Genomic DNA, 16153 nt, shown 5'->3' on the forward strand with positions numbered 1-16153 from the left:
ATAAAATCTAATTTATTTTACGATGATTCTATAATTAATAGCTTAAGCCAAATCCAATTTCGAATAAAGGAGTTATGCTTTTATCCCAAAAATTAGGACCATATTTACCCTTATAATCTTCTGTTGATGTTGGCCAAGAATGTGGTAATTTTCCTGTAAAATTATAGTCACCAAAAAGTACTTCAGCAACCCCATCACCCTCTGAACCCAATAACCAAGCTGCTACAAAAGCATCGGATTCATTGATTTGATTGGTAACAACCAAGGGCCTGCCTGATACTAAAACAACTACCGTTTTTACGCCTTGCTCTTGGTATGTTTTAATATACTTCTGATGTTCTTCTGTAAGCGTCAATTCGAGCTGATTAGATTCGTGACCAATATCACCAAAAAACTCTGCATACGGTTTTTCGCCCACAACAATAATGGCAACGTCTGCATCAAAATGATTTCCTGTTGCATCTTTATCGAAAACAACATCACCTTTAGCGTGTTTTTTAATTCCGTCTAAAATAGTAGTAGCACCTTTATAATTTTCTTTAGTTCCTTGCCAATTTATAGTCCAACCACCAGATTGTAAACCCGACGAATTGGCGTGTTCACCCACCACTACTATTTTTTTAGTTTCTTTTGATAAAGGGAGTGTGTTTGCTTTATTTTTTAATAAAACTAAAGATTCTCTGACTGCTTGTTTTGCTAACTTACGATGTGTTTCTGTGCCAATTTTATTAACTAAAGTAGTATCTGGAAAAGGGTTCTCAAATAAACCTAATCGAAATTTTTGACGCAAAATTCTTCGCACTGCATCATCAATTCTAAAAATAGAAATAGCACTATCTTTAACTGCATCTGTTAATCCTTTTTGAAAATTATCTAGATCACCATCTACAGCCATAACAACATCTACCCCTGCATTTACAACGGCAATACCATTAAAACGAGAATAGGCTTTCCAATCAGACACTAAAATTCCATCGAAATTCATTCCTACTTTTAAAGTATCTGTTAACAATGCTTTATGATTGTGCATTGAAGTTTCTGTAATGGCATTAAATGATGCCATTATTGCCCCTACTTTTTCTTGTACTGCCACTTTATAAGGTGCTAATAAATGTTCTTCAATTTCTTTTGCTGATAATGATGTATTACCACCCTCAACACCAAAATCGGTTGCACCATCACCCACAAAATGTTTGGCAGTTGCTAAAACTGTTTTTGAATCTAACAAATTTCCTTGATGCCCTCTTACAGAAGCTTTGGTAAGTTTTTCAGTTAAGGCTGTACTTTCTGAAAAGGCTTCATACACTCTACCCCATTTTTCGTTAAACGGAATTGCAACACAAGGCGAAAACACCCAATTAAAACCCGTTGCTTGACTTTCTAAGGCTGTAATTCTGGCAGCTTCTTCAACTAGTTTTTCATTTCTTGTTGCTGCCAAACCAATATTATGAGGAAAAATTGTTGCGCCCTCATACGTATTTTGGCCGTGAACAGCATCAACAGCAAACAATAATGGAATTCCTAATCGAGTAGAAAGCGCTTTTTTTTGCAACTCTATAAATCGTTTTTGCCAATCTAAAGCGGTTTTTCCTGGAGTTGGCCCTTGTGTATGAATGATTGAACCAATGAATTTTTCTGTAATATGTGCGTCAGCAGACTCCTCAAAATGTCTTATTTGAGACATTTGTCCGATTTTTTCTTCTAAAGTCATTTGCTTTAAAAGTGCTTCTACTTTTTGCTCTATCTGCATTTCTTTACTTAAATTCATTTCTTTTGTACAGGAAATCCATAGGAATAAAAAACAGTACAAACTGTATTTTAATCTGTTATTTTTCATTAACCTTATTTAATAATCGATACTTTAATATGATTAATTTCGTTGGTTCTGTTAAATAATTTAGTGCTTGTTTCTTTGTTTAAAGACAGTTGGCTAAATCCTTCATTTTTGTCATTATTATATACCACTTCTACATACTCGATATCTGACTTTGAGTAAATTATTGGCACTTGACAATAGGTAAAACACAATTCATTTATACCAATATTCAAAGATTTTGTATTGCCCTCTACATCAACATAATTAAATGTTTGAGCATTATTTAAAAACTCTACATCTTTGAGTAATCTTGGATTAAAAACGATGCTACCTTTTTTAACAAATATGCCTAACTCACCAAACCTGCTTAACAAATCTTCTTTTACTTGACCTGTCATACCTGGTTGCTGTGCACCTTTTGTTGCTGGTGTATGCGAATATGCATCTGTTGGAAAAGCCCCATACAATTCTGGTGATTTGTGTACACCAACTCCTGCATTAATTTCGTAATAATGATCTAATAATCTACCAATTATAGCTTCGTTTTCTTTTTGATTGATCGCTAACAAACAATTTTCTTGAACAGCTAGTAATAGTTTAGAAACCATATGCCAATAAATAGATCCCAAACCTTCGTAACCAAAGAAAGTACCTGAGCGACCTGTAAACGATTTATGATCAAAAATTTCTTCGAAAACCGCCAATACATACTCAGTTTCTTTGGCTACTTTATCTGCATACTTTTCAGTTAAACTTGATAATGCTTCTTTAACACTGTTGGCATTGTTAAAATTTCCATTAAAATGATAGTTGCCTAAAACATCTTTTTCTATTAACGTTTTATCTCCGTCAGCAACTAATTGTTGTAATAACGCAGAGTTTTCTACTTTTTCTGCTGGAATATTGTTTTTATCGGTAAATCTTGGTAGATTTTTATTTGGATATAAGATATAACTGTATTGATCTGGTCTAAACAAAGCAGATGCTTTTAAACCATCTAACAAATCTAATGCTTGTTGTGGGGTTAAATATCCTGAACTTAATGCAGCTACTTGACCCTCTAACATTTCTGATAGGTATGAAATAGAAACTTCGTCGTTATTTTCTATTGTCATTAAATTATAGGCATGATACATATTATCAGCACGTTTATTGGCTCTAATACTATGATCTAAGTAATTTTTAGTAATGGCAAAAAAGTGTAATAATGAAGTTTTTGTAATTTGTGATTTTTCGGTTGAAAAACCATTTTCATATACAAATAATCTGTAATCACTAGCTGGATTTCCTAAACCATCAAGCACTCTTTTTCTTTCATTATCAGTTACATTTCTTGATAAAATCGTTGCATTATCATCTAATGTTTTTAAAATATTTTGGAATAATGTAGCCACTTCATTAGAAATGTGAATGGTATTTAGCTCTGTATTTTCTACAATACCTTCAAAGAAATTGATAAATCTTCTTAAGTAATATAAGGTTACCATAGAAACTCCATTACCAACTAAAGCGTTGTTGGCATCATTCCATTCTGGCCTTTGGGTATTTAACCAAATACCACCTTCTGGAATAAAATTGGCTACTTTGGCCAAAACTGTAACCAATAATTTTTCTATTAAGTTTACTTTGTAAGGCTTATTGTTTTTATCGTTTAATAAAGCACCATCTGCACCTATTGATGCTCTTCTTTTATCTATTTTTTCTTGTAATCGATGATCAAAATCAATAGTATCTTTTGAATTTTTTAGAATATCAGCATACGATTTTATTTTATAAGGCACATTTGCATATACAAAAATATCATCATTAAATAATTCTGCTAATTTAGATGGATAATGCTTTTCAATAAATTCTAAAAACTTTAGTAAATAGATAATTTGGTGATCTCCCCAATAGCCAATATAAGACCATGGATCATTTTCTTCGATAACCTCCCAGTCAAAACCATCTTTGGTAACTCTGTAAGGATTATATCCTTCAAAAGTAGTGGCATTTAAAAATTTATGAATCATACTCTCAATAAATTGAGGATATGAGTGTGCTAATGTTTCCCAATTCTGAAAAATATCTCTCCAGTTACCCTCATAGTCTAAAATTTTAGAGCCATCAACCTCACTTTTTGTATTGATTGAAAACTTGTTCCAAGGTCTACTTGGGTCTCCATGTCTTCTACTAAATTTTAACGGTAAATACTCTAAACATAGCCTTTTAAAATCTTTATCTGCATCATTATCTGCTATATCTTTAATAAACTGTAAGGTAAATTTTTCAGGTAATGCCTTTAACTCTACTTTTTTGTTTACAAATAATTGCTTGTTTGCTTTTGACAAATAGGTGTTAAAATCATCTTTTTCGATGGTATAATTGTCATCAAAAATACCACCTCTCATAATATTAAAAAGTGTGTTTGAAAAGTGTCTTGTATTGATTAATGGATCATTAGATAACTGTAAACCATCTGAAGCTGCTGCAAGATTGATTAAATTTTTAGTTCCGTTTGAAATACTCTGCTCTAAAAGAGCAGCAACATCTGTATCACTTTTAATTAATTCTGAAATACGAGTTACATCTGCAACAGTTTGATTTACATTAGCCACGTGCAACCAAGATTTTGTGCTATTTGCCTTTAAAGATGTAGTTGTATGAATAAAATAAGCACCTTTTTCTGCTTTCATATCTACTTCTTGCTGTACTGCTATGCCTCTTCTAAAATTATTTAGCTGCAATGAAGACAGCAAATACGTTGGACTTTCTATACCTAAAGACCAAACTACATTTGCTTTTAAGGCCTCACTTGGCTCTGCTTTATCTACAATAATAGCACTTAACGCATAAATACCTAAACCAGAATCTGCCTCTAACTCACATTTTTTATAAGCATCTACCAAATTGCTACGAATACCTTGAATATCTGAACCTACACCATAAGGCAACAAATCTTGAAAACCATCTAACAAAGCGATTTGTAAATGGTCTGAAGATTTATTATTTAAGGTTGCTTTTCTAACAAAACCATATTCGTCGCTTGAGTTCCACTCGTATTGAAAAGAGATGTTTAAATCTTCATTAATTTCTTCAAAAACAATTTTGTTTCCATAAATGTTTTTATAGATATTTCTTTTGATATTATAGGTACCTGCTTGTCTTTCTGAAAATGGTTCCCATAAGTAAATGTTATTATTTTTTGCAATTCTAAAGATTGATTTACAACCTGTAGTTTCTGCTAAATCTGTAATTTTATCATCTGTATAATAAGGAAATAGTGCATATTCTGCATTTTTACGTCCTGCAGTTAAACCTCCATTACTAGAAATAAACATCCAATGATTGGAATCTGAAACGATAGTCATAAAAAATGGACGCATTAAATGGCTGTTCGAAATTTTATAAAAAGTTTCGTTTTTAAGTTGTACTAATTCTCCTTTAATTTTTGGAGTTGGGTTGTTTCCCGTTTTTAGGGTAGATAAAGTTGTTTGTGTCATCATAAATCATACTAAAACACATCTATACTAGACATGAAAAACAATGTTTTTATTCTTAAATTTTATAGCTATTTGTTTTACTTACATGTAATTTTATAAAAGTGAAAAATAAGTTGAGTTTCTTTTTTAACACTCAATTGTAATTATTCTGGTACTTGTGTTATATCATCGAAATAATAAATATCTCCATCGCAAGCGGTATTTCTTTCAAAATAAATTACCATGTTTTTAAAGGTTCCTGAGTTTACATCAGAAAAATCAAAAGTTAATTCTTGCCATTGACCTACTTCTGTAATACTTGCCACTCTTTCTATAAAAGGGTTATTATTCGGAAAAGGATTTTCTTCTAACAATAGAGTTACATCAGTTACTTGTGTTTGAGCTAATACTTTTATTTTAAAAATTTTATTGGTCATTGTAGCAAAATCTAGAGGTGTATTTAATACGTAACCTGCTCCAGACCACGTTTCACAACCTCCTATTTTATTGTATAAAAAAACATTACAGCTAGCGTTAACATTATCTAACACGGGGTTATTAACTACTCCACCACCAATGTTACCAAAGGCATCAAAACCTGAATTACCATTGACGTTTAAAAAGGTCCAATTTAAGATGCCATTAGCAGGATCAATATTTTCATTTATTTCATCTGTACATCCATCAATTAATAATGTTGTACTTGTGGTGCTTGTTTCTCCTTTATTATTAGATGCTGTGAGGGTAACTGTATAATTACCATTAAAATATCTTTTTTCTGGATTAATTAATGTAGATGTAGTACCATCACCGAAATCCCATTTGTAAGAAGTGGCATTTTCTGAAATATTGATAAATGTTACTGTTTTGCCTTCTTTAACTTTCGTAAATCTTGCCATAACAGCAGCATCCATTTCTCCCGGATTTGTAACACCACTTTCGTTATCTTCACAAGATGTTATCACTAAAAGTGACATTAATAAAAGTGAAAAAATGCTTATATTTTTGATTCTATTTTTCATTTTTTTTCTTATTTAATTATAAACTCTTACATAGTCTACCAGCATTCTTTGAGGAAACACGGTTGTTTCATCTGGTGCTCCTGGTAAATTACCACCTACTGCAACATTTAAAATAATGTGAAAAGGCCTGTTGAATACCCATTCTGCTCCACCTGTTTCATCATTTACGTCGTCTGGAGTAATAGAGTTGTATAAATCTCCATCTACATACCAATTGATCCTGTTTGGTGTCCATTCTACACCAAAAACGTGAAAACCACTATCAAACCTATCGTTTAAAATTTGGTATTCTTTGGTGATGGAATTTGCTCCAGAATAATTTGGTCCATGAATAGTACCAAAAACTGTTGTTGGTTCATCGCCTAGATATTCCATAATATCAATTTCACCAATTTGAGGCCATACTAAACTGCCATTGGCATCATCGCCCAAAAGCCAAAATGCCGGAAAAACTCCTTTACCTGCAGGTAATTTTATTCTTGCTTCAAACCTTCCATACTGCTGATCTAGTTTACCTTTGGTAGTTATTCTTGCAGAGGTGTAAGATTTGCCATCAAAACTTTCTTCTTTGGCTGTTATAATAAGAACACCATCTTGTACAGTTACATTTTCGGGTCTGTCTGTATAAGTTTGTAATTCATTATTACCCCAACCTGGAATTCCTTGAGCTGTTCCATCACCTGTTAATAGGTTCCAATTTTCGGCTTCTGGTGTGCCATTTGTATCGAATTCATCTGCCCAAACTAGATTAGTAAGTGTGGCAACTGTTTGCTTTTCGCTTGTTTCGCAAGCCATCAATAATATCACTGATAAAATTGCTGAAACTTTAAATATTGTATTTTTTACTGTCATTTTTTTTAAAATTTTAGAAGCAATTTGTTATTTGTAGAAATAAACATTATCGATTAGAAAAGAATCTAAGCTTGTAGAAACAAAGCCAACTAAACCTATATTATTTATGTTGGGTCTACCAGATCCACCACCACCAGTAGAGCGTGTAAAGGCATTTAATGGTATATCTATACTTACCCATTCGCCTTGAATTAGTTGATTACTTGGTACTAAATATCCACCAGCAGTATCGTCCGATCCTTGTAAACCATCATCTGAATCATTAGCTCCAAAATCTATTAACTCTACAATAAAGTTTTTTGCTCCAGCACTAGTTAACTGCACATCTACATGTAAGTGTGTCATACTAGAAGCATTTACTGTACCATTCCAACCTAAACCAACAAAGTTTAAATTTTCATAACTTACATATTGATTTCCATTTGCAATAGGTGCTGATATTACTACATTATCATCATTAAAAGCTGCAAAATTAAGTCCGGTAACACTTGTATAAGAATCACTAAAAATAGCAATTACATCTTCTTGTGGTTTTGTTGGTTGTGGTGCTGTAACAAAATCTCCCTGTGAATTTGCAGTAAATGATCCCTCAGCAGCAACACCGTTTAATATGGCAGAAATAGTAGTTGAACCCGCTTTTAAAACCTCTACATACGGATTACCTGAAGCATCAAACAATAAATTATCTGTATTTATAATGGTAGCATCTGATGAGCTAAAATCATAATAATTATGTGACGGTGTTACTGTAACCACCTCTCCTGTACCTAATTGGAATGATTGTTTTAAATCGTTTAAAAATATTTGAGATCCTGTAAAAACATCTTCTACAACATCTTGGCCATTAAAAATCATTGGTCTTGACTGACCGATGTTTCCTAATTTTTCGAACCTAATTTCATCTAACCAAAATGTCCATCCAATTTCATTACCATTTGGTACGTTATCTAAAATATCTAATCCACCTGCTGAAAATAAAAACATGCCTTTTTCTTGTGTAAGTTTACTTGCATCAGGAATTGGAATAATATATTTTTTCCAATCGGTTGTTAATTGAATGTTTGAACGTGCCACAGCATATTTGCCTTCTAAAAAATCTGTACCAAAACCAACCTGGCCAATGGTACCTGTTGTAGAACCTTTGGCATAAAATGTTAAAGCATCGTATTTTGTTAAATCTCTACCCTCTCCTCTATCTCTAAAAATACCTCCAATAAATCCTCCATTAGGATCATTTGGTGCTGGTACTGCTATTTTTATTGAACTTGTACCTTCATAAAAAATGGTTTCATCTGTACCAAAGCCCTCTGTATTTGCACCTCCAGCAGGATCAAAAGAAATGAAAAACTCATCTGTTAAGCCTTGTGGGGCATCACCAAATATTTCTCCTGAGGAATTAAATATGGGATCGATTGCATCTTCTGAAACCTCTCTTTCACAACTAACTGTGGTTAGCAAAATCAACCCTAAAAAGAATGTAATTTTTGAATATATATATTTATTTGTTTTCATGTCTTTTTGATTTATTTTCCGATGTTGATATGAATATAAGTTCTAATTTCCCACTCGGAACCATTTGGAAAACCAACAGGGCTTAATCTAGTATCTGTAGCAAATGCGCTAGCAGTTTGATTAGGTGCATATCTTGGTGAAAACTCATTTAATGATCTCCAAGTTCCTCTTAAACCTACTTTGGTATCTGGTAAAATTAACCAGTTTGGTTTACCAACAGATGTAGAAATATCTAACATTAATTGCATTGGAAACGTTAAGTTAAAATCTCGGTGATAATCGAAAGGTCCCCAATCGTTTACTTTAACCATACCTGTAACTTTTAACTTATTGTAAATCATTCTTACATCTGCACCCCCTCTATAAATTAGTCTTTCACTATCTCCATTAGCCTGACCTGTACCATAATAAAGATTGGTAATAAAACCAAAATCTGGATGAAGCTTAGAGACAATTCTAGAATTTATTTCCCACAAATCTGCGGCTGGAGCCGATTTTGCAAATGCAAATGAAGAACGATCAGCTAAAAAACCAATTGCAGCATCTTGAGTTGTTGGTAAACTACGATAAACGAAGCCCAAATTCATAGCAAATTTAGCATCTTCTGCTCTGTCGTTATCAAACTCGTACATGTATGTGGCCGGAGTCGGATCGAAAGTAAATAAAATTTCACCAGCTGTCATTTCTCTATTTCCTGCTCTTACTACAAAAGGATCGTCAACAAAATTTCTTAATCTACCTCTTGGGTCTCCTCCTTCATTTGGCATGGCATCCACCAAAGGTTTTTGATACATAAAATTTGGTGCTATTTGAAATTTACCACCAAAATTATAAGCAATACCTGTTAAAAAATTGCTCATATTTCCACTTCCAGAATCTTTTAATTTCCAACCTGTAAACGTTAATGTTGGGTCTGTACCACCATTGGCAACTAGCCCCATAACAGCCCCCTGTGCATACCAATTAAAACCGCCATTTGTATATGTTATTTTGGCTTTACCACCCCAGTTGTCTTTAGATTGTATTTTATCATCTTTTAATTCGCCTCTTTCATTATAATCTTGATAAACTCTACCATTTAAAGGTTTACCACCCCAAATTGCACCTAATTGCATCCCAAAATTTTTCATTTTCTTTTCTACAGCAATTGTTGCTCTTTCTGTTGGTAAAGCAGGTATTACACCCGTTCTTAACTGAACTGGGTCTAAAACTCGATTTCCGTTTTCATCTACACCAGATCCAGAAACAATATCTTTATGATAGATTGCAGAGAAATCATAACCTTTATAACTTTTTTGATATTTTAACAATACTGCTGGGTTTGCTCCCCACCAAAGTTGGGGGCCAAAAGCGGCTTTTAAGCCTGAAAAAGCACCTTTACCATCTACTTCAACACCTAAAATTTCTCCATTATAGATGTCTAAATTAGGGCCATAATATGCTTCTGGATAAATGCCGAAGAAATCTCCTTCATATCCCCAGTGATAATGACCAGTTCTATAGAAACCTCTCATATCAAAATCTTCTGCACTCCACTCAAATTCTGCATTATAAACTCTTAATCTATTGTTATCGGCAAGAGTTAAAATACCATCTGGAGTATCTACCTGAATTGGTCTACCAACGTTTTCATAAAAAATATCATCAATAGGATTACCAGCTACATTTCCTAAAATATTAAAATTAACTTCAGCTTTAATATTTGCAGCAGGTTGCCCTTTTACACCAACGAAATAAGATTGCATATGATCGAAACCCAACCTATCTGGATAAGCATCTCCAGTACCATCTGCAAATTGAGGTGTTGTTAGCAAAGAGCCCCCTGTATTGAATGTGGTAAACTCTGCTCTTAAGTTACTTATTTCTAACTTCTTACCAGTTCCCATTGAAGCTTTATCTCCTCTTGCCTTAAGAAATGCATCCATTAAATTAATATTTTTAAAATGGTTTTCTACAGACGTTTTTGTACTTGAAAAAGGGTTAAATGTGTGTGCTTGTTTTAAAGCATAATATGAAGCTCTTGGATACAAGGTATATAAACCTCTTACATCTGTTGCACCTTTTGCAGCAATACCAAACCATTCTTCATTCATGTTTTTATCATTTTCTTTGGCTTGATCTTTACTATAACCATTACTTGCCCAAGAAGCTTTTGTATCGTGAACATCTGCATTTTTTCTGTCGTTAAAGCCTGCTTTAAACCAACCATCACTAGACTGAAATGTAAAACCACCTATTGAGTTTTGAGCTTTGCCTAAACCATACGCATTTGCGTATATCTCTTTCCAGTTACTAACCATATAATAAGCTTGCATTAACTGGTCTTCTTTGTTATCTCTAGCATTAAAAGCATCTGAACCAAATTCTGTAAATAATATTGGTTTATTGAATTCTTTGGCAACTCTATCAAAAGCATCATAAAAGGAGTCTCCACGATACATATTTGTACCATAAACATCTATATCTGAACATTCTTCTGCAACGATATCTAAATACAGTAAATCTCCATTACAAATACCTATTGGATGATTTTTAACTACTGTTTTCATAGCAACAGTAGCATCGTTAAACAATTTATACATTGCTCTTGCTTGAGCTCTTTTAGCAGGATCGTCATCATTAATAATTATACCTTCGTCGGTTTCTGCTCCTTCCCAAGTTAAATGGTAGTTATTCTCATTACCTAACATAAAAAGTAAAAGACCCGGTGTGTTTTCATACGTTTTTGCCATATTAACAGTAGCATTAATTAAATGCTTTCTTACTTTAGAATCTGCGTAATCTGTTTTGGCATACCAAACACCATCTATTGTTAATCCGTAAGCACCAAATTGATGATTTATCATGGTATAAATACCAAAGTTTTCATAAATGTAAGTAATCCACTTTGGTGGCATTCCTATGTATGTTCTAATGGCATTTACACCCATATTTTGCCAAAGAGGCATTTCTCCGTCTAAACCAGCTTTGATAATTTCGTCTGGTTTTTCCCAAAATTTTGCATCTAAAACATTGTAACCTATAGGTACATAATCCCAATTGATACCATTAACGATTGTTGGTTTACCATCAATCATTAATTTCATACCATTAGCATCTTTCATTATAGACACTTTGGGTCCTTGAGCGCAAAGACTAAATGAGAATAAGAAAAATAGTAATCTGAAATAAGTGTTCTTCATAATTTTCTTTTTAGTTGGGAAATTATTTTATGTTGATGTCATAAAATAAAATCGGTTAGATTATTTGAATTATTAACGAATTATAAATTTAATGTATTTTTTTTGTGAAATTGATAAAATACACCTCAACATAAAACATACAATTCAAAATAACTAATTAAATGTTACGAATTGCTTATATACATTGACTCAAGCTTAAATTTTAGTACAACTTTATAACTATGTGTTGTAGTTTTGTATAGGTATTTTTTGGAGTGATGTGGTAATTATATATAGCTATTAAAGTAGTTAAGTGTTGTAATAATGAATTACTTAGAATTTTAAGGGTGTTAAATAGATATTATCATTAATGTACAATAAGATTAATTAGTGTTTTTGAATAAAGTTTTTAAACACAATGAGTTTTGATACTTAAATTAAAAAAGGTCAGAAAAATATCTGACCTTTTCTTTAAATAATAAATCTAACTAAATAAAGGCCTATTATATTTTACTGAAATACTTTAACATAATCGATTTCCATGGTATCTTCTGTAAACGCAGGATCAATATCACCTCCTAAAGTTCCTCCCATTGCAACATTTAAGATTAAAAAGAAATCTGCATTAAATGGTAAAGAAGCATCATTTGTTAATGTGTGATATGGAACATCATCTATATAAAATACAATTTTTGCCTCTGTCCATTCTACAGCATAATTATGAAACTCTGTTGTAGAAGTTGGCAATGAAGTAGATTGAGAAGGCCCATTACCCGCTGAATTTCCTGGATAGTGAATTGTACTTAGTACGGTATTTTTATCTTGTCCTTTTTGCTCCATAATGTCAATTTCACCAGTTTCTGGCCAACCCACTGTTGCAAAATTAGCTCCTAACATCCAAATTGCAGGCCAAGTACCTTGACTTGCAGGTAGTTTTGCTCTTACTTCTACTCTACCATAGGTAAATTCATATAAACCTTCTGTTTTTAATCTTGCAGAAGTGTAACTAGCACCATCTGCTTTTGCAGTAATTTTTAAAGAACCATCTTCTACAATTACATTCTCAGCATTATTTGTATAGGTTTGTTCTTCTCCATTACCCCAGCCACCAGCGCCAAGGTCATAGGTCCATTTTGTTGCATCTGGAGCACCGTTTGTATTAAAATCGTCTTCCCAAACTAAATTAGTATAGGTATAACCAGCAGTTTGTGTTGGTTTAGTTGATGTAAACTTATGGTACCAAGCAAAACCGTCTCCAGCTTGAATTACCCTAACAATAAGTTCTGTGCTTGAAATTGAAATAATATCGTAAGTACCAGAACCTACTAACCATCCCATAAAACCACCATCAGAAATTTCGAAAGTTGTACCTCTGTAAGGTTTTTCGTTATAAGAACCTTCTAAAGCCGCTTTAGATGTAGATGGGCCAAAAGAAACATTTTTAACTCCAAACATTTTTGTAGCCACACTTTCATCATGACATTGGTCTCCGCCAACACCTAAATCTCCAGCATAAGTACCTGGCACAAAAGCTGGCCCTACTGTTTGTTCGAATGTAATACCATTTGCAGTTCTAGTAAAAACAAACTCATTATCATACATACAAGACTTTTCTGCATCCCAAGCTTTAATTCCATTCCACCATGCCTCATAAGCAAATTCACCATTTCCATAATCATCTGTTACTGGCCCTAAACCTACATGAACATCTTTATCTGCTTGCCAATACCATTTTTTAGAATCGCCAACATTTGCACCACTTAATAAATTTTCTGCTTCAACATCAGAAAAAGAACTAAAAACTTCTACTTCTGTTAATGCTGATGAAGACGAGCCACCTGTGCCGTTAGCTTTTACTACAACCGAATATGTATTTACGCCTACTTTAGAGAATCTTTTTGTTAATTCTCCTGAAGGAGATTTTTCTGCCACTCCATCAAAATAGAATACATAAGATGAAGCATTATTGGCATTAACTGTAAAGTTTACAGTACCACTACCATCTCCATAAGGGTTGTTAGCATCTGCCCCCACAATATCTGCTGTAATTGTGATATTGGTTGGAGATACAATTTCTCCGAATTGATAATCATTTTCTTGACAACCTACAAAGGCTATAATCATAGAAAACACTACGATATAAATATTTTTTATTTTTTTCATTGTTCTATTTTTATTTGAAGTGTTTAATATCGTCTATATACGCGATAACAGTATCGTTATTATTCTCTGAGTTTACTTGAAGAACAACTCTACTAAAATTGGTTATACTTAATGCGTCAGTAACTCCTAAAACAGTATCTGTAGCAAAATCGAAAGTAACTTCTTGCCATGTATCTAAGGCAATGGTTTTGATGATTTCGGATTGTCTTTCCCAAGGATTAGGATCTGCATCTTGTAATTTTAACGAAATTTGATTAGGTTGACTACCCGATAAACTCGATGAAGGCACATAAATTTTTAATGAAAACTTAGATTTTGCATTCAAGTCATAATTTGGTGAAATGTCAAAACGAACATTTGCGTATTGCCCTCCAGTATCATTATATTCTAAAACAGTATCTGAACTATTTAAGGCATCTTTAAATGGATTTGCATAATTATTATCCATTCCACAATCGTCTCCAGCCCAAGTTGTTATTGTTCCATTCCCTTCAAAATCATCGTTTACAAATGGTTCTGTATCTGCTACTTCTAAACCGTAAGTAAAATCATCAATATAAGCAGTAACTGTATCATTATTGTTTTCTGAATTTACCTGTAAAACTACTCTATTAAAATCTGTTCTACTTAATGGGTCTGCAGCTCCTGCAGTAACATCTGTAGCAAAATCAAAAGAAACGGTTTGCCAAGTATCTAAGGCTATTGCTTTTATGATTTCTGTTTGTTGTGCCCATGGTTCTGCTGCTGTACCATCTTGTAATTTTAAAGATATCTGATTAGGTTGATTACCACTTATGCTAGAAGAAGGTACGTATATTTTTAATGAGAAAACACTGTTACCACCTGTTAAATCGAAATTTGAACCTTTATCGAATCTAATGTTTGCATATTGCCCTCCAGTATCGCTGTATTCTAAAACGGTTTCTGAATCGTTTAGTGCATCTTTAAAAGGGTTTGCAAATGCAGTATTAATACCTGCAGCATCACCTGCCCAAGAAGTTATATTTCCATTGCCTTCAAAATCATCTGACAAAATTGGAGCACCAGCAGGAGCTGGAGATTTCCAGAAATAAATATTGTCTACAAAAACAGTTCCTTCTCTTGGCCATGGACCTTCTGATTCGAATTTAAACTGACGAATTAAATCTAAGGTTAAACCTTGATTTGTATATTCTGATAATGGAATATTAATGGTTGTCCATTGATTTACTCTTAAATCAGAGGTAACTTGTACTTCATCAGTTTCATTGATAATAAATGTTTTTAATTTGGTTACATCTGGTGTCCAAACATCTAAGTGAAGGAATTCCATATTAGAAACATCTTGTTTGTTATCATCAAACGCAATTCCTTGATAAGAAAGGTTGGTGTATTGTAACATTTTATCACCATTTAAATCGTACTCACCAAAACTACTCCCAAATTGACTTTGTCCCCAATCTGGTAAAACATTAGCTCCTATATCTGTATATGCTTCAGAATAAATAGAAATAACATCTTCATCGTTTCTTGCTGGTGGTATAGCTGCTGAAGCTATAGGTGCAAGAATTTCTGTAACCTCAAAATCTGTAGTATATTCCGTAGTTTGTATAGCACCTCCTTTTGCAATAACCTTTACAGAGTACATACCAGCTTCTGCATATTGATAGCTTATAGCGTCACCAATATTAGCAGTAGCTACAGGCTGATCAACCCCAGCTTCTCCTGAATAAAATTCGTAAGTAGCTGCAAAATCTGCAGTGGCAGAAATATTAACTTGTTTTGTAATTGCTGCGTCATTATCTATAGTAACCACTAAATTTTCTGGTGCTTTGAATGAAACAACCAATTCTTGAGTTAACTCAGTAACATCGCCTTTAGAATTGTATGCTGAAACTTTTATATTGTAGGTTCCTTCTGCATAGGTATGCTGTATATTCTTACCCATTTCTAAGCCCTCTATCATAGGTGAAGAGTCTCCTAAATCTATATCAAAAGCAACTGCACCTTCAGCAGTTGGAATGATAGTAACCAACCCTGAATTATCTTGTGTTATTGTATATGCTGCAGCAACATTGGTTGGTGGAGCAATATTATCTAAAAAGTCTAAAGACCTTTCTTCTGTACAAGCACTAATAATAAGTAGTACAACTAGTGCTTTGTATATTGTTTTTAATTTTTTCATAT

Annotated in this window: 8 protein-coding genes; all 8 read right to left on the reverse strand. The window is 33.1% G+C overall.

Annotated features, from left to right (window positions below; translation table 11 throughout):
* Positions 1–34: 34 nt before the first annotated feature.
* On the reverse strand, positions 35–1768 hold the full coding sequence (locus ACW9UN_RS13015; RefSeq protein WP_459486732.1) for a glycoside hydrolase family 3 protein: 1734 nt from the start codon (positions 1766–1768) through the stop codon (positions 35–37).
* Between the two features lie 74 nt (positions 1769–1842).
* The gene (locus tag ACW9UN_RS13020) at positions 1843–5298 is read right to left on the reverse strand and encodes a 1,3-beta-D-glucan phosphorylase, GH149 family (protein WP_459486766.1); all 3456 of its coding nucleotides are present in this window, start codon (positions 5296–5298) and stop codon (positions 1843–1845) included.
* 143 nt (positions 5299–5441) lie between these two features.
* Positions 5442–6299 (reverse strand): PKD domain-containing protein, encoded by an 858-nt coding sequence (locus tag ACW9UN_RS13025; protein WP_459486733.1) that lies wholly within the window; start codon positions 6297–6299, stop codon positions 5442–5444.
* A gap of 12 nt (positions 6300–6311) precedes the next feature.
* Entirely contained in the window at positions 6312–7151 is an 840-nt protein-coding gene (locus ACW9UN_RS13030; RefSeq protein ID WP_459486735.1) for a glycoside hydrolase family 16 protein, read from the reverse strand.
* 27 nt (positions 7152–7178) lie between these two features.
* The gene (locus tag ACW9UN_RS13035) at positions 7179–8663 is read right to left on the reverse strand and encodes a glycosyl hydrolase family 16 (protein ID WP_459486736.1); all 1485 of its coding nucleotides are present in this window, start codon (positions 8661–8663) and stop codon (positions 7179–7181) included.
* Positions 8664–8674: 11 nt separating this feature from the next.
* A complete protein-coding gene (locus ACW9UN_RS13040; protein ID WP_459486737.1) occupies positions 8675–11845 on the reverse strand; it encodes a glycoside hydrolase 5 family protein in 3171 nt (1056 codons plus the stop codon).
* A 489-nt stretch (positions 11846–12334) separates the two neighbouring features.
* Positions 12335–13987 (reverse strand): glycoside hydrolase family 16 protein, encoded by a 1653-nt coding sequence (locus ACW9UN_RS13045; protein WP_459486738.1) that lies wholly within the window; start codon positions 13985–13987, stop codon positions 12335–12337.
* A gap of 10 nt (positions 13988–13997) precedes the next feature.
* Complete coding sequence (locus ACW9UN_RS13050) at positions 13998–16151, reverse strand: hypothetical protein (RefSeq protein WP_459486739.1); 2154 nt, start codon at positions 16149–16151, stop codon at positions 13998–14000.
* Positions 16152–16153: the final 2 nt, after the last annotated feature.

Source organism: Polaribacter litoreus (assembly GCF_054584775.1).